Origin of the sequence: Gorillibacterium terrae (genome assembly GCF_051594785.1) — a bacterium.
Lineage (GTDB): Bacteria > Bacillota > Bacilli > Paenibacillales > NBRC-103111 > Gorillibacterium.
In genome coordinates, this window is record NZ_JBPPGI010000007.1 from 1 (window position 1) to 26,078 (window position 26,078).

Annotated in this window: 20 protein-coding genes; 1 reads left to right on the forward strand and 19 read right to left on the reverse strand. The window is 56.5% G+C overall.

What is annotated here, in order from left to right; translation table 11 throughout:
- Positions 1 to 229: 229 nt before the first annotated feature.
- From csrA to ACSEXS_RS20245, 14 genes are all read right to left on the reverse strand, one after another.
- On the reverse strand, positions 230 to 466 hold the full coding sequence (gene csrA, locus ACSEXS_RS20180) for a carbon storage regulator CsrA (RefSeq protein ID WP_438435055.1): 237 nt from the start codon (positions 464 to 466) through the stop codon (positions 230 to 232).
- A gap of 4 nt (positions 467 to 470) precedes the next feature.
- Positions 471 to 926: a flagellar assembly protein FliW gene (gene fliW, locus ACSEXS_RS20185; protein ID WP_438435056.1), complete on the reverse strand. Its 456-nt coding sequence runs from the start codon at positions 924 to 926 to the stop codon at positions 471 to 473.
- An 82-nt stretch (positions 927 to 1,008) separates the two neighbouring features.
- On the reverse strand, positions 1,009 to 1,578 hold the full coding sequence (locus tag ACSEXS_RS20190) for a DUF6470 family protein (protein ID WP_438435057.1): 570 nt from the start codon (positions 1,576 to 1,578) through the stop codon (positions 1,009 to 1,011).
- A 126-nt stretch (positions 1,579 to 1,704) separates the two neighbouring features.
- Complete coding sequence (gene flgL, locus ACSEXS_RS20195) at positions 1,705 to 2,595, reverse strand: flagellar hook-associated protein FlgL (protein ID WP_438435058.1); 891 nt, start codon at positions 2,593 to 2,595, stop codon at positions 1,705 to 1,707.
- A gap of 25 nt (positions 2,596 to 2,620) precedes the next feature.
- A complete protein-coding gene (gene flgK, locus ACSEXS_RS20200) occupies positions 2,621 to 4,195 on the reverse strand; it encodes a flagellar hook-associated protein FlgK (RefSeq protein ID WP_438435059.1) in 1,575 nt (524 codons plus the stop codon).
- Positions 4,196 to 4,212: 17 nt separating this feature from the next.
- The gene (locus ACSEXS_RS20205) at positions 4,213 to 4,713 is read right to left on the reverse strand and encodes a flagellar protein FlgN (RefSeq protein WP_438435060.1); all 501 of its coding nucleotides are present in this window, start codon (positions 4,711 to 4,713) and stop codon (positions 4,213 to 4,215) included.
- A gap of 21 nt (positions 4,714 to 4,734) precedes the next feature.
- The gene (flgM, locus tag ACSEXS_RS20210; RefSeq protein ID WP_438435061.1) at positions 4,735 to 5,019 is read right to left on the reverse strand and encodes a flagellar biosynthesis anti-sigma factor FlgM; all 285 of its coding nucleotides are present in this window, start codon (positions 5,017 to 5,019) and stop codon (positions 4,735 to 4,737) included.
- A 119-nt stretch (positions 5,020 to 5,138) separates the two neighbouring features.
- The gene (locus ACSEXS_RS20215; protein ID WP_438435062.1) at positions 5,139 to 5,564 is read right to left on the reverse strand and encodes a flagellar protein; all 426 of its coding nucleotides are present in this window, start codon (positions 5,562 to 5,564) and stop codon (positions 5,139 to 5,141) included.
- Between the two features lie 166 nt (positions 5,565 to 5,730).
- Positions 5,731 to 6,564, reverse strand: a complete 834-nt coding sequence (locus tag ACSEXS_RS20220) for a ComFC family protein (RefSeq protein WP_438435063.1) — start codon at positions 6,562 to 6,564, stop codon at positions 5,731 to 5,733.
- Positions 6,561 to 8,558, reverse strand: coding sequence for an ATP-dependent helicase ComFA (locus ACSEXS_RS20225; protein WP_438435064.1), 1,998 nt, complete (start codon positions 8,556 to 8,558; stop codon positions 6,561 to 6,563). Before ACSEXS_RS20225 ends, ACSEXS_RS20220 begins: the two co-directional genes overlap by 4 nt.
- Positions 8,559 to 8,616: 58 nt before the next feature.
- Positions 8,617 to 9,021 carry a hypothetical protein gene (locus tag ACSEXS_RS20230; protein WP_438435065.1) on the reverse strand — a complete coding sequence of 135 codons (405 nt, stop codon included), beginning with the start codon at positions 9,019 to 9,021 and terminating at the stop codon, positions 8,617 to 8,619.
- 100 nt (positions 9,022 to 9,121) lie between these two features.
- A complete protein-coding gene (locus ACSEXS_RS20235) occupies positions 9,122 to 9,844 on the reverse strand; it encodes a response regulator (protein WP_438435066.1) in 723 nt (240 codons plus the stop codon).
- A gap of 8 nt (positions 9,845 to 9,852) precedes the next feature.
- Positions 9,853 to 11,007 carry a sensor histidine kinase gene (locus ACSEXS_RS20240; RefSeq protein ID WP_438435067.1) on the reverse strand — a complete coding sequence of 385 codons (1,155 nt, stop codon included), beginning with the start codon at positions 11,005 to 11,007 and terminating at the stop codon, positions 9,853 to 9,855.
- Positions 11,008 to 11,102: 95 nt separating this feature from the next.
- The gene (locus ACSEXS_RS20245) at positions 11,103 to 13,799 is read right to left on the reverse strand and encodes a phosphodiester glycosidase family protein (RefSeq protein ID WP_438435068.1); all 2,697 of its coding nucleotides are present in this window, start codon (positions 13,797 to 13,799) and stop codon (positions 11,103 to 11,105) included.
- 290 nt (positions 13,800 to 14,089) lie between these two features.
- Here ACSEXS_RS20245 and ACSEXS_RS20250 point away from each other — a divergent pair, with 290 nt between their 5' ends.
- Complete coding sequence (locus ACSEXS_RS20250) at positions 14,090 to 16,426, forward strand: Ig-like domain-containing protein (RefSeq protein WP_438435069.1); 2,337 nt, start codon at positions 14,090 to 14,092, stop codon at positions 16,424 to 16,426.
- A gap of 185 nt (positions 16,427 to 16,611) precedes the next feature.
- Here ACSEXS_RS20250 and metK read toward each other — a convergent pair whose 3' ends face one another.
- The 5 genes from metK to ACSEXS_RS20275 all read right to left on the reverse strand — a co-directional run bounded on the left by metK (position 16,612) and on the right by ACSEXS_RS20275 (position 25,852).
- A complete protein-coding gene (metK, locus tag ACSEXS_RS20255; RefSeq protein ID WP_438435070.1) occupies positions 16,612 to 17,820 on the reverse strand; it encodes a methionine adenosyltransferase in 1,209 nt (402 codons plus the stop codon).
- Positions 17,821 to 18,079: 259 nt separating this feature from the next.
- Positions 18,080 to 18,358 carry an alpha/beta-type small acid-soluble spore protein gene (locus ACSEXS_RS20260; RefSeq protein WP_438435071.1) on the reverse strand — a complete coding sequence of 93 codons (279 nt, stop codon included), beginning with the start codon at positions 18,356 to 18,358 and terminating at the stop codon, positions 18,080 to 18,082.
- 104 nt (positions 18,359 to 18,462) lie between these two features.
- Positions 18,463 to 18,945, reverse strand: coding sequence for a hypothetical protein (locus tag ACSEXS_RS20265; protein ID WP_438435072.1), 483 nt, complete (start codon positions 18,943 to 18,945; stop codon positions 18,463 to 18,465).
- Positions 18,946 to 19,051: 106 nt separating this feature from the next.
- Positions 19,052 to 21,655: an S-layer homology domain-containing protein gene (locus ACSEXS_RS20270; protein WP_438435073.1), complete on the reverse strand. Its 2,604-nt coding sequence runs from the start codon at positions 21,653 to 21,655 to the stop codon at positions 19,052 to 19,054.
- 420 nt (positions 21,656 to 22,075) lie between these two features.
- Positions 22,076 to 25,852, reverse strand: a complete 3,777-nt coding sequence (locus ACSEXS_RS20275) for an S-layer homology domain-containing protein (protein WP_438435074.1) — start codon at positions 25,850 to 25,852, stop codon at positions 22,076 to 22,078.
- Positions 25,853 to 26,078 lie beyond the last annotated feature (226 nt).

Consider the following 26,078-nt stretch of genomic DNA (forward strand, 5'->3'; position numbering starts at 1 on the left):
GTTATGGTTGATTCTCATCGTTATTACCTCCATGTGTTTGGGTGTAGGTCCACATCCGTGTGGGCCCTGTTCGGCGGTTCCGCAGGGTCGGCCGCCCCTGAGAATCGCTTATACTACCTATATCGAAAGTCCCGGGCCAAAAGTGAAGAGCAAAATGCGAAAAAAAGAGAGCTTTTTCGAGAATTTTTTCTCGAAGGCTCCCTTTTCTCCCAGCACGTCGATAGCCCGATTATTCCGGCTTGTCCCTTTTCAACAGACCGGCCAGCCCCTGCATATGGAGAGCGCTCTTCGAGGCCTCCCGGTTGGCTTGCTGGATGGCCTGGTAGATTTCCTGGCGGTGGATCTGCACCTCTTTGGGAGCCGTGATGCCGAGCCGGACCGTGTCTCCCTCGACGTCGAGAACGACCACCTCAATTTGGTCTCCGATGACGATGGATTCGCCTTTCTTCCGCGCGAGTACCAGCATGGAGTCACCCTCTCCCTTCGCTCGCCGCAGCCGGGAGCAGACGGTGTTTGGTGGTGTATTCCTTGTCGTGGAGCACGATCTGCTTGCCCGTCTTGCGCTCTCCATTGATTACAACCGGAGCAAACAGGTTGGCCGTGGCCTCCTGAAGGCGATCGCCGATGGTGAGAATCGACAGGACGACCAATTGCTCTTCCCGTTCGGCTTCCAACTCCTTTTGATCCGCCTCCGACAGCTCGAATTCGTAATCGGGGAAGAAGGTGAAGGGGTTCGCGACCACGAAGGCCAGCTCCGGCTCGTCCACCGCTTGCAGATAGGAGAAGGGAACCTCCGGGTCCGGATGAATCAGAAGGAAACGATGCAGGGTCTCAAACCCGGGAATCCCGTGGGGGAAGGATAAAATGTCTTGCTCTTCTGCCTCGACCGTCCCGCAAGCCGCGGTTGCGATCTGGATCTTCGCCATGGGGGATCATCCTCTCGAACGGTGAATTCGGTATAAAAAAAGCTATAGAGTCGCGTCCATAGCTCGATTATACCGTATGCGATTACACTTTGATATCCAGCTGCGGCGGGATCACCGTCAGCGCCGCCTGCTGGGCGACGTAGATATCCAGCTTGCCGCGGATGTAGTCAATCTCCGGCTTATGAACCTGCACCTCGGTTTCCACGCGGCCTTCCCGGACGTCAACCATGGGGGGAGACGGCGTGTACGCAACCTCCACGTTGTTCGTACTCGGCTCGGTCAGGTAGTTGAACTCACGGAACTTCAGCGCCTCTTCTTTGCCGATCTCGGCGATGGTATTTCCCGGGCTGGTGAGGTCCGCCAGCCGGTCCCCCTGCTGAACGATGCGGGCGACATGAGCCCAGGCCACATTCCGCGCCTCGGCGTGAATTCGGTCCATCGACGCCAGTGCGTTGCGCATGCCGAGCGCATCCCAAGCCCGACTCTGGTCGATTCGGAGCGTGCCCGGCTCGGAATGAATGGAAATGGCCGCCGGAGCGGTCGTCAAGGACAACTCCGCTTGCGGCTGGCGGATCGAAAGGCGGGCGGGAACCGAATCCATGCCGATCCGGGCATACTGCTGGCGGATTTGAATGGCGGGCAGGGTCGTCATGGGCGAGATACCTCCGAATGCCGGAATCCATCCCGGTCAGAGGGCGTTTCGGTCTCGGCTGCCGCGGCTAGGATGTCGGGAAACGGCTCCGGGGATTCGATCGGATTAACGCAGAAGTCGTTCGGGTTAACGCAGGAAGTCGATCAGGCTCTGCTGGATCAGCTTGGCTCCGACGGAAAGCGAGGATTCGTACACATTTTCCTGCGTCTTCATATTGGTGATCAGCTCCGCCATGTCGGCATCCTCCGTTTTCGACTGGAGGGTCTGCAGGTTGGTGCTGATGTCCCCCAGCCGGTCCTGGGCCAGCTCGACGCGGTTCGTCTTCGCGCCGACGTCGGAGCGGACGTTCAGGAGCTGCTGCAGACGGACGTCGAGCTTTTCCAGCATGGCCGACACGCCGGTCTGGTCTCCGGCGCCAAGGGAAGCGGATAATCCCTTCAGCACGCTGAACACATTGTCGCCGGCTTCTCCAAACACCCGGTTGCCGGTTACGTTGATGCCGATCTTGGTCCCGTTGCCGATGGAATACTGGATCTGCCCGCCGTCCGTCACGGAAGCCTCGGGAGAGTCGGCAGAATAGGGCGGCTGATCGGTCATCTGTCCGTTAAAGATATATTTTCCGTTAAATTGGCTGTTGGCCACATCCACCAGCTGAGAGCTTAGCTGGTCGACCTCGTTGCGAACCGCCTTCAGCGCGTCCTCGGGATTGGTTCCATTGGCCGCCTGCACGGTCAGCTCGCGGATTCGCTGAATAACGCTGCCGGCTTGTCCCAGCATCGTGTCGGTGTTGTCCATCCAGGAAATGGCCTCGTCGACGTTCTTGGTATATTGATCGTTCGTTGCCAGCTCGCTGCGGTAGCGCATGGAATAGGTGATTCCCACGGGATCGTCGGATGGCTTGTTGATCTTGCGGGTGGTGGACATCTGGTTCTGCATGTTGCTCAACCGGTTCATGTTGTTGTTCAGGTTGGTGAGCAGTTGGGTATTCATCATGCTCTGGGTAACCCGTCCGGGCATGGCGATCCCCTCCTTTCAAAATTCGTTACCGGCCGACGACGCCCATGCTGTTGATGATCTTGTCCAGGCATTCGTCGAAGGTGGTCATGGTTCGGGCCGCTGCATTGTAGGCGTGCTGGTACTTGATCAGGTTCGACATCTCCTCGTCGAGGGACACGCCGCTGACCGACTGGCGCCGGGAATCGACCTGGTCCACCAGCAGCTTCTGGTTGCTCGCCTGCCGCTGGGCCTCCTGGGACTGAACCCCGATTTCGCCTACCATGGCGCGGAAATACTCGTCGATCGTGCCGCCGTTCAAAACGGTGGTGCCGGTATGGTCCGGATCGAAATTGAACGACTTGCCGCTCAGCCCCTGCATGAGGAGCGCAAGCCCATTGTTGCCTTTGATCACCTTGACGGTGCTGTCGGTCGTATCGGTATAAGTCCGCAGAGAGGACGCGATATTTTCCACGTTGTCGACGATCGCCGGATTAACGGTAATGCTTGCCGCGCTGAACTCCGTCTCGCCGGGCTTGAGGGTGAAGAAGGGAATGCCGGCGGTGACGTCCCCGTTCAGCGAATACCCCAGCTGATGAAGGCCGTTGATCCCCTTGACCGTCACCTCAAGATCCGCGGACAGGGTCGTATCGCTCGAATAAGGGGTGCCGTTCAGCTCCGTTCCGGCGCGGATGACCGTACCGGCGGGCAGCGTTACCTTGACGTCGCCTTCCGCCATGGTCTTGACCATGTTGTCCAGCTGTTTCTGAAACCCGGTGACGATGCTGTCCCGCGACTCGATCAGCCCCTTGACCTCGCCGCTTACCAAATCGCCATTCGCTGCCGCGTCGGTCAAAAAGTCGGAGTCGACGGTCTGATTGACCTCAATGCCGGTTACCAGATCGGCATTGCCCATCTTGATGTGGTAGCCGTTGTCCGTATCGGTAACTGTGATGTTGACCATCTTGGACAAGCCGTCCACGAGCACATCCCGCTGGTCCCGCAGGTCGTTGGCATCGTTGCCGAGCCCCTCTACGCGGCGGATTTCTTTGTTCAGGTTGGCAATTTGCGACAGGCTGGTGCCGATCTGGGTCGCCTTGACCGAGAGGTTGTCGGTGAGGTCGCTCTTCAGATCGCGCATCTGGCTGGAGACATGGTTCAGGGCGTCGGTGAGGGCCAGCGCATTTTCCTTCACCACCGCACGGGCGGTCAGGTTCTCCGGCGACTTGCTCAGCTCCTGCCAAGAGTTCCAGAAATTCTGCAGCACCGTCCGAATGCTGGTATCCGACGGCTCGTTCACGATCGTCTCCAGCTTCTCCAGCGTATCCTGCCGGACGCTCCAATCGCCGTAGTTCTTGTTTTCGTTGTAATACTGGTTATCCAGGAATTTCTCCCGGATGCGATTAATATGGTCGAATTCCACCCCTTGGCCGATCTGCCCCGGAAGGACGCTCGACGTCATGCCGACGGCCTCCAGCGGGCGCGAAGCCACCATATTGACGACCTGGCGGGTATACCCGATCGTGTTCGCATTGGCCATGTTATGTCCGGTTGTCTGGAGCGCCGTTTGCTGGGCAAACAGGCTTCGCTTGGCGATCTCCAGCCCGCTGAATGTCGATCTCATGGGAGTCCCCTTTCTTCCTAGACGCGATTATCGTAGAACCGGTAGCGAGAACCGGCGGTTTGCTGCTGCAAGGGATTCCGGTAGACCGTGTCGTCGTCCGGCGGACCGATCATCAAGTCGAGCGAGAGGTTTAAGTAATCCAGCGACTGTTCGATCAGCTGGCGGTTCTGCTCGTTCAGCCGCTTCAGCTTGTCCAGCCGGCTCGCCAGCTCCTGCTGCAGTTCACCCACGGCGGCCTTGTCCTCCATGCGGAAGATCAGCCGGATCACCTCGCCGACGGTAATCGCCGGAGTCGGCCGGAAGCCCTTTGAGATGAGAAACCGGTCGATGGCCTCCATCCGCCGCTTCTCGCATTCCGTCACCTGGCGGACCAGCCCCGCCTCCTTATGGACGATCCGGTTCAATTCGTCGACACGGTTCTCGACGAGCACCCGGATTTTCGCCTCCGACAGCTCGATCAGCGCGTCATGCAGTGAAATCAGCTGCTCCATTTCTTCCCTGAGCGCCTGGATGGACATGCTCGCTCCTCCTGAATGCCGCTATTTTAAATAGGGCAAAAGCTTCTCCGCCAGCTTGCCGGAGTCAACGTGGTAGGTTCCCGTGGAAACCTGGTGCTTCAGTTCCTCCACCTTCGCCTGACGGGCCGGATCGACGCCGTTCTTGGAGGCGGCCGCCTGCAGCTCCTGCAGCTCCTTGGCCTCCGGCGAGATTTCCAGCTGATCCTTGCGCTTCGTCTTCTCCCGGTTCACTCCGGCCGTCTTGCCATCCTGCTGCTTGCGATAGGGATTGACGCCGCCGATCCGCGACGGTTCGTTGATTTTCATTGCGTTCACCCCGCTTCTGCTCTCGATTGTAAAAAAACTTGCCGAAATAGGTTTACTCCTATTATCGGCAAGCGATTGGCGATTATTTAGTTTTCGGAAAGAGATTCCGTGAGCTTACCTTATTTGCTGCGGTTGCGCAACCGGTCCTTGATCTGATAGCTCGCCCCGTCCTGCTGCTGACGGGCGTCCTCCTTGCGCTTCTCGTCCTGCTGGGCCTGATTGAAATCATGCATCAGCCGCTGGCGGCAGTTCGGGCACATCGTCTGCTCGCGGATCAGCGTCCCGCACACCTCACAAGGATATGCCAGATTGGGGGCATTCACGATCGAGATGCGGCCCTCCCGGATAAACCGGATAATCTGCTTGACCGGCACTTCCGTCGCGTCGCTCAGCTCCTGGAGGGTGATTCCCCGATTCTCTCGCAGATAGTTCAAGCAAATCTCGTATTGGTATTCCAGCTCTTTTTGGCAAGCCGGGCAGATTCCGCTGAGCGATCGGACGCAAACCTTGCCGCAGCGGGTGCAATTCATGACATTCAGGCTCATGATCCTGACTTCCTCCAATACCAAATTCATCGCCGCCCGCTGCAGAAAGCTTGCTCGGGGGTAGGCTGGGCCGCTCCGCCACACGGGGGCTGGACTCTCGGCCATCTTGTTCCCTTAGTGTACATGACTCTCGGATTCTTGTATAGAATGCTTTGAATGGATTCCTTTACCGGGCCCAGGTCAGTCCGCAGACCTCGGCCCCGAGTCGGGTCCGCAGGACAGAGGAGCATTGCTGCATGGTGCTTCCTGTCGTGTAGACATCATCCACCAGCAAGAGACGCGGCCCTGCCGGTGAGAAAGCGGAAGACGTCAAGGCGAAAGCCGCTTCCAGCCGGACGATCTCCGCCTCATTGGGGGCGAACGCGTCGCGCAGATCCAGAAACCGCTGACTCCGCGATTTGAGGCTTTGCTTCACGGTCGAATGCGTCCGCAGAAGCAGCGGATACACCGACAGGCCCGTTAATCGCGCGAGCTCGTGCGCCATTCTCTCCGCCTGATTGAAGCCGCGCTCGAGCAGCCGCTCCCGGCTCACCGGCACGAAGGTCACGCCGTCAAACGGACGATCCTTCCTGGCCGCACTCCCTTCCGCGATCAGGGCGTAGGCGTGGTGCAGCATGGTTCCCAGCAGCCGGGCGAAGCGTTCGTCGCCGCGGTATTTGTAGCGGGCGAGCCACTCCTTCATCAGCGGATTATAGCGGACGGCGCTGCGGCTGAGTTGATAATCCCGCCGATGGCCGCGTAAGCAGTCCGGGCAATCCTCCGGGCGGCCGCACACCGGACAGCGGATTTCGGTGATCCAAGGGATCGCCTGAAAGCAGGCCGCGCAAAGGCCAAGCGGATTCCCGGCTCCCTTCAGCGTCCCCTGGCAGGTAAGACAAGATTCTCCTGCCGAACCCCGTTGATCCTCTTTCCAGCGAACCAGCAGCGATCGCAGACGATCCAACCCGCTCTGCGCCCGCCGCGGGCTCGGGCTTGGGCTGGGGTTAATTTCCCTTTTCATTCTTTTCCTCTTCCCTTCCGCGGAATGGGCAGCAAAAAGCCGCTTTGGCGGGCAAGCCGGTTCATTCGCCGAATCTGCCGGACCGCGCCCGTCTGGTTGCGGGTTACCGACTCGGCAGCGAATACCACGTACCCTGCCGGATCGTCCTTGGACCTGCCGGCACGGCCCGCCATCTGGATGAGCGCCGCCTCGCCAAACCAGGAGGCGTCGGCGTCCAGGACGAAGACATCGGTGCGGGGAACGGTAACGCCCCGCTCCAGAATCGTCGTCGTGACCAGGATGTCGTAACGCCGCTTGCGGAAATCCGCGACCTTCTCCATCCGCTCCTCGTCTTTGGAGCTTGTCCCGGAGACCGACCGGTCCGGATAACACTGCCCAAGCAGGGCGGCAAGCGGCTCCACCAACCGGATTTCCGACACGAACACGAAGACCTGCGCCTCCCGCGCCAGCGAGCGGTCGAGCAGCCGCTTGAGCGCCCGCGGCAGGCGGCCCGTCCTTCCGCCGCCCACCCATTTGGCGAGCGGCGGGATTCGAACAAGCCACGGCACGGGCAGGGGATGCCGGTGGTAGCGCACGGGCACTTTGGCATGCGGCAGCTTTCCCCTCGCCGCTTGCTTCTCCAGCTCGCGCGGCGGAGTGGCGCTGAGCAGGATTCGCCGGCCGACGGGGGCGAGGGCTTTCTCCGCCGCGTAGGTCAGCATCGGGTCGCCGGCGTAGGGGAATGCGTCGATCTCGTCCAGGATGACGAGGTCAAAGGCCGAACGGAACCGCAGCAATTGATGCGTGGTGGCCAGGGTTATACCCGCGTCGGCCCAACGGTCTTCGCTTCCGCCGTAGAGGGCAATCACCGTCTCGGCGGGAAATGCCGCTTTAAGCCGCGGCAGGAGCTCCAGCACGACGTCCTTGCGCGGTGTGGCCACGAGCGTCCGGCCACCGCGCCTCCGTTCGTCGGCAAGGAGCGGAAACACCATCTCGGTCTTGCCGGCGCCTGTCACCGCCCAGATCAGGAAATCCCGGCTTGCGGAGGGAGCCCCCTCCGACTTCCGCAGAAAACGCAGCGCCGCGGCCGACGCTTCCGCCTGCGCCGGGCTGAGCCCCCAGGCGGCGGTTAAGCCGCCGGGGGAACACTCATCCAGACCGGTCATATCGGCAGCGGCCCCTCGAACCGGCTCCACGCGTCCGCTGCCCCCTCCGGCTCCGCAGTCCACCCCCGAAACCGGCCCCGCCTCGAACAGCGGCTCGCACATGCGCGAGCGCCCCATGCCGAGGCAGCGTTCACAGTAAGCGCAGAGGCCGCCGCAGCTCGGACAGGGTGCGAAGCGGAGCTCGTCCTCCCCGGCTCCGCAGCGGCGGCAGACCAGCTTCGGCGGCGCGCCGGATGGTTGCCGGTCCGGATGCCGGCGGCCTGCCCGAAGCAACCGCTGCTTCCATCCCGGCTCCGTCGCCGGGGCGGTGCTCGGCTCCTCGTCCTCCACTCCGCAGCGAATCGCCAGCCAGCCGCGCAGCTCGGCCGCTTGCGCCAAGGTCCGCCACCGCTCGCCGGATACATCGATCCCCCGCTCCGCGCATAAAGAAAGCAGCTCATCCCGGAACAGGGAGCGCCCCCGAATCGCCGCGGCCAGCCGCCGTACGTCAGGTTCGTTCTGTTCAAGGGATGGCTGCTTGCCCATTCCCGTGCCGATTTGCAATCGAATGCCGGACCGCTTGGGTTCCGGAATGCCCGCTTCCGCGGCCCGTTTCGTCAATTCCCTCCTCTGCTCCTCATCCTCGCTGTCGATGCCGCCAGGAAACCGATCCGGCGGTGTCCATCCCGACCGGATCAACCGGTCCCGCCATCTCGCCGCCTGTCCCCAGGATAGGGATACGCCTGTCCAGAGAATCGGATGGTCCTCGCCCGGCTGACTTTGCCAATAGGCGGCATCCGTCCGTTCATCGAGTGTCGCCCGCCATTGCCAGCGCTGACGCACCCATACCGCATATACCGTCGCTGTCACGTTTGCCCTGCCCCCAACTCTTTCCTCCACGCCTTACCTGCGCGCGGCCGGCATAGCCTTACAACCACTGATGAAGCGGCCGTTTCGGACTGAGGTCCATCCGATAGAGATGGAGTACAAGCAAAGGCTGCGATTCATGCTCCTCAAGAAAACGGTCTAACCCTTCCGTCGATTCATACAACTTGACATTCGGCCGTTCCAGCTCGACCTTGCGGACGATGGCGGCGGTATCATCCTTGGAACCGTCATCAAAAACGGCAATGGCCGTCTGTCTGCCGCGAAGCCACGACACGAATAGATAAGAGTACAAATACCATTCGATCTTGGCCGCGCTGTCTCGGGTGATCACAACGAGCTGATAGGTCTCCCGCTCTTTCCTCCGCCGCGAACAGGCATGCAGTACATGAATCACCGCGGCGCAGATCGCATAAGCTCCGACAATCATCAGCAATCCAGGTATCATCGGCGGCTCCCTCCTTGGTGGGATAGTATATGCCGCCTGAGCGCCCAGAGTGCGTTGTCATCCGTCCCTCCGGTCCGCCTGGATTGTCTCTGTTAGTCGGTTACAGCGTTACCCACCCGTTCTTGATCGCGTTGATGACCGCTTGGGTCCGATCTTCCACCTCAAGCTTCTGCAAAATGCTGCTGACATGGTTTTTTACGGTTTTTTCGCTGATGAACAGCGACTCCCCAATCAGCTTGTTGCTTTTGCCTTCCGCCATGAGCCTCAGCACTTCCGCTTCCCGTTTGGTCAGCGGGCTTTCCGGCGTATGTATGTACCGAACCCCGGCTTCCTTCAGCGGATCGCCGCTGCCCGACGTTGCTCCGCGCTCGTCCAGGTAAGTCATCCTGCGCAGTTGATTGATCAGCTTGCCCGTTACTTTGGGATGTATGTATGCGTGTCCGGCCACGACCGCGCGGATGGCGTTGATCAGCGCTTCCGCCTCCATGTCCTTCAACAGATAGCCGGAAGCTCCCTTGCGCAGCGTCTCGAACACATACGATTCATCATCGTGAATGGAGAGGATGATGATTTTGATCATCGGGAAGATTTCCTTCAGCTTCTCCGTCGCGGCCACGCCGTTCTCCACCGGCATGTTGATGTCCATCAGCACGATATCCGGCTTCAGCTCGTTGCAGAGCTCGATGACCTGAATCCCGTCGCCGCATTCCCCTACTACTTCCAGGTCATTCTCCATGTTGATAATCCGCTTGACACCTTCGCGAAACAGTTGGTGATCGTCCGCCAGAACCAGCTTGACGGTCTTGCTTGTGGCGAGTGCCATAACATCACTTACTCCTCTCTGTTCTTAGCGCTGAGTGGAATCTCCATCATGATTGTGGTCCCCACCCCCTTCGTAGACTCGATGTCCATCTTCCCCTCCAGCAGCTCCACGCGTTCCCGCATGCCGAGCAAGCCGAAATGAACCCCTTTGGCGAAGACGGCCTCCATGTTTTCGGTGTTAAAGCCCTTTCCGTTGTCCCGAACCCGGATAATGACGGTGGATTCCTGAAACTGAACCTCCAGCCGGATAAAAGTGGCCTCCGCATGCTTGGAGCAGTTGGAGAAGGCTTCTTGAACGAGCCGGTAAATGGCCACTTCCATGCCGGAGGGAAGGCGGACTTCTCTGCCGTTTAGATCGAATTGGGTGCGTATTTTGGTTTTCTCTTCGAAGTCTTGGGAAAATTTCCTCAAGGTGGGCACCAGACCCAAATCATCCAGCGCCATCGGACGGAGATTGAAGATAATCTTGCGGATTTCCTCCAGTCCGCCCCGGACTTGTCCCTTGAGCTCGGTCAATTCTTCGCGAACCATGTCATACTCGTTCTTGACCAGCATTCGCTCGGCGATTTCCGTGCGAAGCACCACATTGGCCATCGTCTGCGCAACCCCGTCGTGAATTTCCCGGGCAATACGCTTGCGCTCATCCTCTTGGGCAAGGATGATCTTCAGGCCGAGCAGCTGCCGGTTCTTGGCGGATTCCAAGATGCGGGTGACCTGATTCAGATCACCCGACAGGTATTCCAGTACGACATTCATTTGCGAAACCAGCGTTTCCGCCCGCTCCACCTGCTTATCCACGTTCTTGATCCGCTTCTGCAGGTCGTTGCGCCTCAGCTTGAGGTGGTTTTCCTTTTCCCGAAAAACCGTCAGCTGCAGCTGCAGCTGAGTGGCGCCCTCATAAGCGATGCGGATATCTTCTTCCCGAAATTTATGAAAATCCCGGCTTACTTCCGTAAGCCGGATTCGGGTGCGTCGGTACTCCAACTCCAAGCGGTCGACCTGCTTGATCGCCTCGCTCGCTTCTTCCATGACCTGCTGGAGCTCCTTGTACAAGGAGTCCCTTTCCGCCCGGACGTTTTCGCAGATTTCGAAGATCTGATACTTGCTGCTCTCCATGACTTCGATGGCATTCTTAATCACGCGGTCAATTGCGTCCACTTGCAAGGCGGCCAGGCTCCTTCAATCGTTGATTTGCCTATATAGTAACATATTTCGCTACGCTTGATGTGAATAATTAGTACTGATCGGATAGAACTATTTTACTCCAAGGTGATCGTCTTAGTCTTCGAGTCATACGTTACGGTCCAATGGAACGCTTCGGACAGCACCCGAAGGGGGACCATAGTCGAGGCTCCTTTCAGCTCTGCCGGGGCATCCGTGGCCACTCGCTTGCCGTCGACGATCAGCGACTTGTCGCCGATCCACAGATCGGCCAACTGGCTTCCGCGCAGGATGCTGACCTGCCTCGTGGCATTCGTCCAGACGACGCTTCCGCCGAGAGCTTCGGTGATAAATCTCACAGGGACCATCGTCCGTCCGTCTTTCGTGGTATAGGGAGCCGGGGCCGGCGACAGCGAAAGCTGCTTGCCGTTCACGGTTACCGTCGTCTTGTCGAGGGTCAGGATGACTTTGTTGCGGGCCGCTACAGGGGCGCCCACTTTATATTGGAAGGCAATATCGTCGATGCCGATGCTGCCGGTCCGGGACCGTTCATCCTGGCCTACGGCGGGGCTCGCTACATAAATGCGCTTCAGCTTGATCGGATACACCGGCTTCGCCGCGGTCAAGTCGGCGGTCAGGGTCTTCCACCCCTGCCAATCGATGCGCTCGGCCAAATCGACGCGCGTCAGCGTCCCGGCCGCATCCACGATTTCCGCCCGCAGCATGTTGAGGCTGTTGTCGCCCAGCACCTTCACGGACAAGCTTTGCGGCGATCCCTGCGCTTGAACGCCGTCGGGGTCGGTGCCGAACTTGAGATAGGCCGCTTTGGTAACTTCTCCGAAGGTGCCCGGTGTCATGTCGTAGTTCAACTGCATCGCGGCGTTCGTTGCGGAAAGGCCGCCCAGCCCCGCCGTCTTCGCGGCGGTCGCGGTGAGTTCTCCTTGCGGATAGACCGTGACGCTGCTCGGAACCTCGGTCTTGTCAAAATCGGACCAGATGGACGAGGTCCCGCTGGACAGGGGGAGAATGGTGCGGAAGCCGTCATAACCGGCGACCAGCTGCCCCCCGCTTGTGCCCGCATCCGTTACCTTCAGGCTTCCGCCGCTGACTTGACCCTTAAAGCCCTTGGTCTCCCACTTGAACGAGCCGGCCGGAAGCGTGCGCTGCGTCCCGTTCTTCAGCTTTACTTGCACGGACAGGCCGATGTCGCTGCCGCTCATCAGCACCGTGCTGGTCGGAACGATGGTCATCGAAGCGATATCGTCGCGGCCGACGACGTTCACATCCAGCGTGCGGGAGGCTTGGCCCATCACGGCCTTGATCGTCGTTTTGCCGGTCGCTTTTACGGTAAAGGCATTGCCCTTAAAAGCGCCGACATTGCCGGTGCTGCTCCAGGCTACCTGCGACTGATCAAATTCCATCGGGTTGTAGTAGGTATCATAGCCCTTGATCTGATAAGTCAAGCTTTCGCCCAGGAAGACAGAGGTCTCGCCCAGGATGCTGATGCTGAGCGCGCTCCCCTTCGGAGCCGTCGTATAGACGCCCAAGCCGTTGACCACCCGGCGCTCGTCGCCGTTCTCGGTCGTATTGGCGACGACCACATCCGTCTCGCCGAGCGGCCGCGAAACGAGCTGGGTCGAACCCCCGCCGTCCATATTCAGCGCTTTATACACGCCGATCTTGACGAGGAACTGCTGCAGCTCCTCCAGGCTCATGCCGGCGCTGTCGGAGCTCTTGTCCGCGGTCACGAGATAGACATAGCGCTGGTCGGCCGAGTAGCCGACCGCCGTCCGCGCGCGGTAGTATTGGCCGCCGACCCCGCTGATGTCCCGCGAGAAGGTTGCCGCCTTGCCGCCGTCGACCAGAATCGTATGCCCGCCCATCAAGAGGCTGAGGTCGGCGTCGGTATAGGCCTTGCCGCTGCCGGTAGAGACGAGTTGGGCTTGGGTGGATAGCGGATCGCCCACCTGCATATGGGCTTTCACAAATTCGGCGCCTTTGCCATGTGCGCGCAGGATATAACCGTCCGCAGGCGGAACCATGGGCAGCGCCTTGCCGAGGGAAATCTGCTGGATGATGTCATTCTGCACCAGTACCTCGGTCGGCGTCGTCCCGCTGCCGGTTCCCCGGTTGGTGCTGGCCCACTTGTCGGTGTACAGCTGAATCGAATCCACCATCGTGTTGGTGTTTTTGTTATCATAGTCCGAATAGTAGAAGTTCTTGTTCAATCCGGACAGCGTATAGCTCTCCCCGTCCGCCGCCGTCACGGAGCCCTGAAAGCCGAACAGGTCGATGACCGGCTTCTTGTCCTTGGTGAGCGCGAAGCTGTACAACCCCTGAATGCGGGAAGGCGACGTCAGGATTTCTCCGCCCTTAACCACCCCGCCCATCGGCGCCCGGTCTACCGTCGAAGAAGTATTGTAGACGTCTCCGTTGATGCCCGCGACCGCTCCCGTCTCTTCGGCCATGCCGCGCACGCTGTTGCTGGTCGTGATCGAATCGTTCTCGCCGTTCATCACGCCAAGCTCCACATATGGAGCCTGCAGGTCCACCTGCACCACCTTGGCGGTCGTTGCGACGGTTGTCGTGCTCCGCTTGATCTTTGCCGTATATGTCAGCAGATTAGCGCCTGCCGTGATCGGCTCCTTGCTCTTCAACAGGGCGTCGGTGACCGTCGAAGCGGCCTCCGCCTTGTCCGCATATAACGTGAACGCCGGCACCATCAGTACCATCGCGACTCCGGCACTCACGACCTTTTTCCAATTCCAGCTCTTCCTGCTGTTCCTTCCTGCCATTCGTTTCGGTTCCTCCTCATTCGCTCGGTTTGCCGGAATTCTGTCTACCGTTCTCTATTTCCGGCTAGCTCTAAATCTCGTATTGCTAGATTCGGCCCGCACCGGCGCAACTCAAAAAAAGCCCGCCGGAATGCGGATTCGGGGACTTCTTCCAGCCGCCTATTATCTTAGACTCCTTCCCTTTGGGAAAAGTTACGTTTTTTTTGAAAATAGATTTCTTCTAATATCTGCGGACAGGAAGGTCGATATAAGAGATAAGACCAATCCCGTCATGCGAAAGGAGAACCGAATTGAAAGCAACCCGAATCATCGCCCTGCTGCTGACTGCCGCTCTGTGTCTAAGCCCCTTTACGTCGATTGCGGCCGCCGCAAGCGCCGATCTGTCCAAGCTGGTCGTATCCAAAAACGAAGTGACCTTGGAGGTCGGCGACTCGCTTTCCCTCTCCTCCACTGCCGTCTATACCGATGGAAGCACGGCCGTCGTCACCGTCAGCACCACCTGGACCAGCGAGAATTCCTCCGTGGCCAGCGTTTATAACGGCACGATCACGGCCAAAGCGGAAGGAACCGCCATCCTTACGGCCGTCTACCATAATCAGTCGCAAGCGGTTCAAGTCACCGTGACCAAGAAGGTCAAAAGCCTGACGAAGTCCAAGCAGAAGCTCGAAATTCGGCTTCAGGACAAAGCCACGGTCGAGCTGACCGCCACCTACAGCGACAATTCCACGGAAGAGGTTCGCTCCAAAGCCGACTGGTCTTCCAGCGACGACGATGTGGCCACCGTCGTGAACGGCGTCGTCACCGGCGTCGGTTCCGGTTCCGCCACGATCACGGCCAAGCTGGGCAGCCAAACGACCAGCATTCCGGTCTATGTCGAGTTGGTCAAACGGCTCGATCTCTCGGAATCCTCTCTCTCCCTGCTGCTCAAAGAGAAGAATACGCTCGAGCTGATCGCCACTTATCCGGACGGTACGACCCGCAACGTGGCCGCCGATGCCGATTGGACGACCAGCGACAGCACGGTAGCCGATGTTATCCGCGGTACGGTTACCGGCTACAAAGCCGGAACCGCTACCCTCACCGCAGCCTATGGCGGCAAGAGCACCACCATCGCCGTCAACGTCGATGCTACGAGCAAGCTGGACGTCAGCGAGCAAAAGCTGTTCCTGCACAAGAACTCCCAAAAGCAATTGAAGCTGACCGCCGTCTATCCGAACGGAACCTCGACCGACGTGACCTCTCTTGCGACTTGGGGCAGCAGCAATGAAGCGGTCGCCACGGTCGCGAACGGTTCAGTCGCCGCAGTCGCCCCCGGCTCTGTGACGATCACCGCAACCTACGGGACCAAGAAGGTTACGGTCAACGTCGATGTTAACATCCCGCGCTACCTGGAGCTGAGCGACGATTCGGTCTCCATGAAGGCGAAGGAAACCGCCGCCATCTCGCTCATGGCGACCTACCTCGACGGTACTCGGGAGGATGTAGCCAATCTCGCCACCTGGAGCTCCACCAAGGAGGAGATTGCCTACTTCGATCAAGGCAAAATCTATTCCGTCGGCCAGGGGGAAGCCAAGCTCACCGCTTCATACGGCGGCAAGACGGCGACCGTGACCGTCGATGTCGAAGTTCCGGCCAAGCTCGCGCTGAACAGCAAGACGGCCGCACTCGGAATCGGCGAGAGCTACCAGCCGAAGCTGCTGGCCATCTTCGCGGATGGCCATGAAGAAGACATCACCGCCAAGGCGACCTGGTCCAGTTCGGCGGCCTCCATCGCCGAAGTAAACGCGAGCGGTCTTGTCCTCGGCGTTGCCTCCGGCTCGGCGACGGTGACCGCCAAGTATCAATCCTTGTCGGTTACGCTTTCGGTGGGAGTCGCGCTGGCCAGCAAGCTGACTCCCGATGTCCGCTCCGTCTTCCTGAACGCCAATCAGAGCAAGACGATCAAGCTGACCGCCACCGACTCGGCCGGCAAGAACACCGATGTGACCGCCGATGCCCAGTGGAAGGTCGGCAATGCGAAGATTGCCGACGTGAACGACGGAGTCGTGACCGGCTATACCCGCGGTTCTACCACGGTTACGGCACAATATGGCGGCAAGACGGTCAGCATCCCCGTCGATGTCGACGTCGTCCAGAAGCTGGAGGTAAACAAGAAGTCGCTCTCGTTAAAATCCGGCGACAAGTATCAACTGGCGCTGACCGTTACGTTCAGCGATGGCAGCAAAAAGGCGGTGACGGCCGAAGCGGAATGGACCTCCAGCGCTTACAAGGTCGCCGATGTGAACGATGGGCTGATCTCCGCCATCGCCTACGGCAAATCCACCATCACCGCCAAGTATGGCAACAAATCGGTCACGGTGGCCCTGGACGTCGATACCCTCAAGTACCTGCAGACCGATGAAGTCGTGCTGAACGTAGCTGTCGGGTCGAAGACCAAGGTCGTCGCCACCGCGACGTACGCGAACGGTACCGAAGAGGATGTCTCCAAGCCCGCCCTCTGGTCCTCCTCCAAGGTATCCGTGGCCGACGTCAAGGACGGCGTGATCCGGGCCATCGGAAAGGGCAAGGCCACCATTACGGTGAGCTACGCCGGCAAGAAGGCCAAGATTACGGTTAATGTGAAGTAAGAGCCTTTCGATTCTTCCAATACAAAAAGGCCTCCGGCCGCTGTTCAAGCGGGCCGGAGGCCTTTTGCTATGAGTAAAGAGGATCAGGTCGTCGTAGCCGCTCATGACAGCGACCGAAACCAGTGCGGTCGCCAGGATGGCGAGCGTCGCCCCATGGTCCATATTCCCCCCGAATCAGCCGTTCCTTATGCCAGGCTGAGGGCATCCGCCTTCAGCTTCTCCGCCTTGTCGGTGCGTTCCCAAGGCAGGTCTACGTCCGTACGGCCAAAATGGCCGTACGCCGCCGTCTGCTTGTAGATCGGCGAACGCAAGCCGAGCTGCTTGATGATCCCGGCCGGGCGCAGGTCGAAATTATCCCGGATCAGGCTAACGATCTTCTCATCGCTCACTTTGCCGGTACCAAACGTATCCACGTTGATCGAGACGGGGCGAGCCACGCCAATGGCATAAGCCAATTGAATTTCGCACTTCTCGGCCAGTCCGGCCGCTACGATATTCTTGGCGACATACCGGGCGGCATATGCTGCAGAACGGTCTACTTTCGTCGGATCCTTCCCGGAGAAAGCGCCGCCGCCATGGCGGGCGTAGCCGCCGTAGGTATCGACGATGATCTTCCGGCCGGTCAATCCGGCATCCCCTTGCGGACCGCCGATGACGAAGCGGCCGGTGGGATTGATGAAGTATTGAGTGGAAGCATCCAGGAACTCCGCCGGAACGATGGGCTCAATGACGTGCTTTTTGATATCGGCTTGAATCTGTTCCAACGCCATATCCGGAGCGTGCTGGGTCGATACGACAATGGTATCGACGCGGACCGGCTTGTCCCCTTCGTATTCGACCGTTACCTGCGTTTTGCCATCCGGGCGCAGATAGGCCAGCGTTCCATCCTTGCGCACTTTCGCCAAACGGCGGGCCAGGCGATGAGCCAGGGCGATTGGCATCGGCATGAGCTCCGGCGTTTCATTCGTAGCAAAGCCGAACATCAGCCCTTGGTCGCCGGCACCGAGCGCCTCAATCTCTTCGTCGGACATGAGTCCTTCACGCGCTTCGAGCGCTTGATTGACCCCTTGCGCGATATCGGCCGACTGCTCGTTCAACGAGGTCAGAACCGCGCAGGTTTTGTAATCAAATCCATACTTGGCGCGCGTGTAGCCGATGTCCTTGATGGTATTGCGGACGATCGCGGAGATATCCACGTAATCCGCTCGGCTTGTAATTTCGCCGATGACGAGTACCAGGCCGGTCGCCACCGATACCTCGCACGCAACCCGAGCATTCGGGTCTGCTTCCAAAAATGCATCCAGCACAGCATCGGAAATTTGGTCGCAGATTTTATCCGGATGTCCTTCCGTGACCGATTCCGACGTAAACAACCGTTTCACGCCATTCCCCATACGTGTTTCGACCTCCTCTTAGTCAAGCAAATCGCCAACCTATATCTTGCCCTTTATGAAGGATTATGTAGCGAATGCGATGTTATCCTGATGATAAAAAATCAACCTTTTCCAAATCGGAAAAGGTTGGGGGTTACCTTCCATAAAGTATAGTATCGGAAATAAAGATACCTGTCAATTCGTGCTAACCCGTTTTGGGACCCATGATTCACCCATTTTATATCAATTTTGCGAATTTTTTAATTCTTCACGAATCGATTTAGGAAAGCTTAAAGAGCTCCTGTTCCGCTTGTTCGATCAGTCGCTTGGTGATATGGCCGCCGACCGCCCCGTTATCCCGAGAAGCCAGGTGTCCCCAATAATCTTTCTTCATTCCGCTGGTTCCGCTTGAACCCAATTCTCCGGCAAACTCCGTATCTGCGGCACCATTCATGTACCCCTGTCCCACAGGAAGACCAAGCTCTGCGGCGATCTCGTACTTCATCGCATCGAGGGCTTGCTTGGACGCGGGGACGACCTTCTGGTTGGACCTTGCCATTGCTTCGGCACCTCCTGAGTAGAGTGTAACCCTAGGATATCCCGCCGAAGAAGGCCTAACTCCCGTGAAATGCTGGAACCCTCATGCTTCGTGAAGTTGCCGGGTTAAGGAGCGATCCGGTTGCCATTCTTGTCAAGGACCGTATAACTTCCTCGAACCATGACAATACTTGAAGTTAAGGCGGTTACTCCCCTTCCGTCCCGGGGGAAGAGCAGCAAATGATTTTTCGGAACGGCTACTCCGTTTGCCAAGTCTTTGCCGTCCGTTAAATCCGGAATCCCGCTTCCGTCCTTGCTGTACGCCTTGGTATTTCCCGCTCGCACGATAAACTCGGTACTGGCATTGGCGATCAACTGCTGACCGGCCGTCAGGCTAACGTTGATGACCTGCGTCATCCCGCCGCTGCTCGAACCGCCGGTTACCGATTTAATGGCTTGATCGACGTAGCTCTTCGTGACCACCGGGTCATCGGCAGATCCGGGTTGAACGGCAGAATCGGCCTGGGTATGCGAGGGCAAGGATGAGCCTACAAATACGGCTGTCCCTAGAGCCAGTGTCGCCACCAGGTATGTCCATTTCTTCGCCATCATTTACCTCCTTGTGCTGTTCTATGAGGTTAGACTTAACGAGTCTAGCAAAAGTTGCGAAAAAAAAGAACCTGACCGAAGTCAGGTTCTTTTGGGTTGAAGAGGATTAGTTGAAGATGACCGTGGTCGTAGCCGTTGCAGTGCCGGCAATGAAGGTGATCGTAACAGAACCCTTCTTGTCGTCAACGCGAGTTACATTACCGGAACCATCAACCGTAGCAACCGAACGATCGGAGGAGAACCAAGCTCCAGCCGTCGTCAGAGTTACTCCATACTGGTCGGTAACCGTAACATCACCAGCAAGAGACTTAGCGTTTACGGTGCTGGCCAATTCATACTTATCAGACTTGAAGGCAATCTTAGCAGGTACCGGAACGGACTCGGATACCGTTACGGTTTGTTCACCAATCTTAGCACCGGTCATGCTGTATACAACAACCGTTGCCGTACCGGCTTTCTTACCAACTACCTTGTAAACGTCGTCTGCCTTGACAACTTGCAGAATGCTGTTGTCGCTGGAGGTTACCGTACCAATGTAGTTCGATTGTTTCAGGGCAATTTCGTTACCGCTAGCGTCTTTACCAACCAGCGTGATCTTCTTGGCATAGCTGTCATTGTTGCCGGCATAAACAGCCGTACCAACGGAATCTACTGCATAGGAAGCAATATCCTTATCAGCAAGCGTCGAAACCGTCAGATCATACTTGGAAGTAGCAACATCTTTGCTGTCAACAACCAAGGTCAGCGTCAGCGTTTCGGATCCTGCTTCAACACCAACCACCGTTTTACCGCTCAAAGCAACGGCCTTAGCGGCAGCATCCTTTTCTTCAACCTTGAAGGTGAAGCCATCGTTATCAACAGCGCGTCCGTACTGGTCAACAACCGAAACATTCTTGTTTTCGATCGTTACTTGACCACCAACGGCGAACAGGTTCTTAAGGTCTTTAACACCAATGATGGAAACGGGGGTAGCCTTTTCAACTACATCAACCGTTACTTGGCTTGCCAATACCGTCTGGCCGTTCAACCAAGCGTAGAGGATATTGGTGCCCTTCTGAGCAAACTTCACTTTCAGTTCGCCAGTGGTCGAATCAAACTTATATTCGATCGTGCCAGCGGCAGTAAGCTTAACTTGTTCAGCAACGGAGTTCGTATTGAAGGCCTTGGTGTCCATCGGCTTGTCGAAAGTGTCGAGAGCCGTGAAAGGAACCGTTACCCACTCATCAGCTGCGACAAGAACACCCGGGTTGGAGACGGTGAACTTGCCAACCTTAGCAGCATCATATACTTGAACTTGGAAGGTTGCAAATGCACCATTAGCCGGGTTCAAGATCGTAACGATCGTGATGCCTGCCTTGGAACCAGCTTCCATGGTCAGAACGCCTTTGCTGTCTACGGCAAACTTAGCCGGATCAACTACGTCCTTGTTACCCGATTCGATACGGAGAGCCGGAGCGATGGTGGTAGCACCAATGCCCTGGTTCAGCTTGATGCTGTTGCCATACTGATCCTTCATGGTGTAAGGAATTTCAATCCCCTTGTCACCAACAACAATGCGGTCTTTGTTCTTCAGCGGAGTTACCGGACCGAACTGCATGGTCGTTACAGAGCTGGCCGAAACTACTTTGAAAGACTTGGCAGCCGTAAGTCCAGCGGAGGGGTACAGAGCGCTGACCGTGATAATGTCGTCGACTTTTGCCTTGGACAGGTCGATCTTACCGCCAACGACGGTATAAGCGCCGTAGGTAGCACCATATACGGTGATATTGCTATCTGCAACAACGCTGGAGGAGTGCTTCTCACCAAACTGGTTGAGAACCTTAACATCCAGGTCTTGGTTTGCAGCTTGCGTCAGGTTTTGAGCACCGATTTCGAGTTTGTCGGCCTTTTCAGCTTCAACTTTGATCGTCTTGGCATCAAAGCCCTTAACAGCAACAGTGTAATCGCCAGCGGGAAGAGCAAAGCTCGTTGCCAATACAACGGACTTGTTGTCTTCAGCCCAAGTAGCGGTTACGTTGTAAGGAACGTTGCCATTCTTGACCGTGTAGGTCAGAGCAGCCTTTTGATCAGCCGTAGCAGCTTGGTTGAACGCTACTTGGATCTTCTTAGCACCAACTTGCTTCACTTCGGCAATCGCCAGTTCCTTAACCGGAGCATACAGCGTGTAGGCACCTTCTACCAGAGCGGCGCGAAGAGCGTCCTTCGTGTAGTCGGCAGCCTTTTCGATCAGGCCGGCTTCGAGAGCGGCGGCTACATAGCCAACAGCCCACTTTTCAACCTTGCCTTCAACCGTAGCGCCTTCTTTCGGCTCGAGGCCGGAAGCGACAACCAGAACCTTAGCCAATTCTTCGATCTTCATGTTGGCGTTCGGTTTGAATGCCGTTGCGGATACGCCGTTCATGATGCCGGCTTTTACAACAGCACCGATGTACGGTTTGCCCCAGTGGTAGCTAACGATATCCTTGTAGGCGTTAGCGGAGGCCGGAGCGTTGTCCAGGCCCAGGGTCAGAGCGATAACTTTAGCCAGCTGAGCGCGAGTCATCGGTTGGTCGAGATCGCGGTCACCTGCAGGCGTATTGCCGTTGAAGATACCGGCTTCTGCCATTTGGTCGTATTTCTGAGTCGTCGTCAGTTCAGCAGCGCCGGCCATGCCAGCGAATGCGCCGAAGACGAGAGAAACGGCCAGAAAGAGTGTCAAAACTTTCTTCATAACCTTTTTTTCTCCTCCTTGGAAATGCGTCAATGTCTGTACGTGATTCTTTGAAAAAATTGAGCTCGATTCCCTCATTGTGTGTGTCACCCCCTTCCCAGAGTTGAGCGTGATTATGGTGTTAGCCTGCTGCCCGAGAAGCAGCAGAAACTCGCAAACGGAGACAGAAAAATAGGCTCTGCGGCCACCTTTCCAATTATACACTGGCTTGCCAACCACCGTAAAGGAGATTTTTGAGTCAGTGAACCGGGAGGCAGATGGACCTCAGGACATATGCCGCATCCTCGTGCGCCGTTTACATCAACTACTTAAACGCATCTGGGTCAGAAAAGTTGCGGGATTTCAAAGTTTTCTAAGTTTTTTTTAAAAAAAGCAAAGGACAGGCCTTCCTAGTTCAGAAGGCCTGTCCTGTGTACCCGGTTATTTGGGAAACTTGCCTTTGAATTGCAGCACTCGAACCGCTACTACCGCGGCTTCGGCCCGGGTAAAGGAATTCAAGGGATCGAAACTAAACGTACCCGCCGCATAGAGATTCGGTTTACCCGTTATAAATTTGGCCTTGTTCACGGCCTCTACGGAGGTGCGGGCATAATAATCGATTTTGGCTGCATCCGTAAACTGCTTCTGCAGTGCCGTCAGCGATTTATCCGGGTCATTCGTCATCTTAAGCTTGGCCGCACGGGCGATCATCACGGCTGCATCTTGGCGGGAAATGGACAGGGTCGGCGCGAAAACATTATCTGTGACTCCCCGGATAATCCCGGCCCGAGCTGCCGTCTCGATATAGCGGTAATCGCTCGATTTGGTGGACTGGGTGGTAGACTGCAAATCTGTAAAGGTTAGTTTTCCCGAGTAATTGAGGGGAAGGTCGAAAATCTTCACCAGCAATGTGGCAAATTCACCCCGGGTAATGTTCTGGTTGGGCACAAACGAATTCAATTCCAAATTGTACATGTACCCCTTGGCATAGAGAGCGTCCAGTTCGTTGCGGGCCCAGGGATGATTGATCACATCGGTCCAGCTGTTAGCCAGATAGAAGACCCGATAATATCCGAAGTCCTGGAAGGGAACCGTGATCGTATTCTTCTTGCTGTCGACAACGCCGCCCAGGTTCTCCCATTCGGGCGTTGCAGTCATCTTGCCAGTTTCGTTAACATGATAGCCGAATCTCATAACCGTTACATATCTCCAGGCGGACTGGGTGATATTGGGGTCATATTGCAAGGTGAGTTGTCCCTTCTCGCTCGTTACCAGGTTATCGGCTGGGGCTCGGTGTTCATAATCAATATAGAAGTTCCCGGCCTCCAGGGTCTTGCCCGAATTCTGACTCAGCAGTGAGAGAGAGAACGGCAGCAGGCCGCCTTTCTCCGGGCTATCCGGAGTTTTCTCCAAGGTACTGACGAACCCGGCATCCATATAATACAAAGGGCTTGCCGGCTGGAAGCGCCCCGTTCGATCTTCCAATAGGGATGTCAGAGAAGAACTGGTAAACGGCTGATCGTAATCGAGATCGACCAATTGTCCGGTTGTCCCGTTGGCGATACCAAACAGGAGCGAACGTTCACTGTAAAGAGCCGGTTTCTTCGTGCTGTCATTTCGAGTAAGGAAAGTACTCTTAGGAAATTTTATCTGGATTTGATTATTGAATGCCTTTACGGAACTGGACAGCTTGGTTTTAAAGCGTGCCCCTTCCACCGGCGTATTGGCATAATTCAGAATGAGGGTGCCGGGGATTTTTTTGCTTCCCTTCATGATGGTGAAGCTTATGGAATTCGTACCGGATTTGAGATCGCTCAGCTCATAGGTAAAGCTGTAAGCATTCGGATCCAGCACCTTCGCTTGGCCTTTCTTCTTGTCGTTAAACGTAATCTTATCAGCGCCCTCGGAAACGATCTGCACAATCTGATAATTGCTCGTGATGTTGGCCTGGAGCTGTCCTTTGCTGTTGGTAATCAAGGCAGGCGAAGTAATTTGAAATGGAAGCGGCTCGCGATGAATCGTGAGGGTTCGCGTCACCTTGATGTTGGAGGCATTGGTTATCTCAAATTCCAACGTCGTATCGCCAAAGCGGCTTAAGGTAATGGCATTGGTTTCAAAGATACTCGATCCCACTTTACCGCTGCTAAAGAAAATTTCGTTGTTCTTCTCCCATATGCTTCCGGTACCGTCACCGCCGGTTACAGCTGGAGCGGAACCGGTGCTCAACGAAGCGATCGTGACGGATCGATACACCGGCGCGCCTTGCTCATTGTTGGAACGGGCCGTCAGTTTTAATTGAGTCGCGCCTGCCATCTGCCCCTTGATCGTCACTTTGTCCAACTGGGTAGAATAGACATCGTCTGAAGATCCGGGAATAAAATCGTTCGTCTTATCATTCACCGGATAAACGCTGGTGAACGACGGAGCCGAATCTTTATAATAGAAGAATTCGAAGGTCGCCCTCGTTACGACTTTACCGTTGTTGTATATGACAAACTTGACCGTATTCAATCCGTTGTTGAAGTTGATGCCAGTCGTGTTGATCGCAAACTGGCCATCCTTGCTCGGCAACAACGAATCGGCAAGTGTTTTCTCCTCCAGATCGTTGAAGGAGTATTTGACTTTGCCCATCTCAGCCTGGGACACACTGACCAGGCGACCTTTCAACAGATTATCCGAAAACGGATAGACCCCGTCAAAGACTTGTCCCTTGCTCAGATTGGTTAGAATCAGATAAGGAGCCACGTTAATTTGCAGCGTATAGCTTACGCTGTTGATAGGATCCGGCCCGACCTTGCTGTCAAGCGGGGTAATGGTAATCTTATGCTGGCCATTCAGCATCTGATCTAGCTTATAATCTTCTCTACCGGCCTCGATTCTGGTTTTGGTTGCCGAGTTATTGTCGATCATCACATCGATAAAATCGGCATTCACTGTCTTGATTCGCAGGCTGCGGGGAAGCTCGCTGATCGTAGTTGCGGAAGACAAGTCCTGGAACTCGATATCCTTCACAGCGGACGGCGAACCGATTCCGACGAAGGTAACCGTCGGGCTGTCCGCTTTTACATAGGTCATGGTGAAATCCTGCTGCACGGCAGCTCCTCCGGTACTGCTGGTAAAGAGGAAGGTAACCGTTTGGAGTTTACGGTGAGTGCCATCCAATTGAATGTGACCGGTATCCTTTAAGTTGTATACGTTATACGCACTAGTCGTTCTCGTCGGATTAAGCTTAGACAAATCGATTTCCAACGGCGAGGTCATGCCGTCAGCGGAAATTTTCAGCCTATCATAAAGAGGAGCCCCGTTCACAAGTGGAATCTTGAGATCAGTATCTAGGTCAATAGCCGTACTGTTAACCGTGGGGCTGGCAGCAAGTAGCTGATAATCCCCATCAGAAGCGCCCTTCACATTCGTATGGAATGCAAAGGCTCTGCCATTGTCGAAGATAAAGGAGCGCTGAATCCTAAAGGAACTGAGCGTAGTGCTGTTCGTCGTGACGAATACCATCTGATTATCTCCCGGTTTCAGATTGAAGCCGCTGAAGCCGGTATTGTTGCCGGAATCGTCGCTCATGACCACAAATGTGAAGAAACCATCGGGAAAGCTGCTCGACTGGCTACCGGAAACGCCCATGGCCGATGCCTCTACGTTGGTCGAGTTCTGGGCCTTACCGGTAATGGTCAGGCTATTGGTAGAACCCGCTTGTGGATTCTTAGGATAAAAGCCGTCATCGACAAAGGGCTCGTCGCCGATTTTAAGATTGGTGATATTGGCAATAGACGTTAAATATGCCCAGCCGGGCTGGGAAGTAACCCCATTGCTGTTCGTCCCCAGTCGGATGGTAATCCGGTTCAGTCCCTCGGTGAGGCTGACATTACGGAAGATGATTTGGTTGCCTGATAGAACCGCCTTATTTAACTTTTCTACGACGGTTTGTTTGGTATCGGGATTGAAGATTTCGTAATAAATATTTTGAACCTGCTCCTCGCTGATCCCAGTAATGTTGGCCCGCAAGTCGATCGGGTTCGAGGTAAAGCGGTCGATTCTGCTGTCGTCCTTCGGTTTTCCCGTGATGGCGTTAACATCGGCATCGGTGGTGGTATAAAGTCCGGTGATCAGGATCGTGGCCCCGGCCGCTTGAACGCGGGCCGGAAGAAGCGCAACGAGCAGTGAGAACACCAGCGCGACGCTCAGCCATTTCTGTGTAGCTTTTGCCAAGATAAGTCCTCCTTGTGGTTCAAGTTCAACTGATAAGCTTCTGTTGCTGCCTGCTGCAGACGCGGACAACCGCCGGTTACCCAGCTCCTCCCACGCCCGCAGCTCCGCCGGAAACCATTCTATAGTTTGGTTATCGGTGGGAGGAAGCGGATTGTTTAGGGGTCGGAGAAAATGGTTTCTTGTATTTATTGGAAGATTTACGTGGCCAGGCCAACTCAAAAAGCCC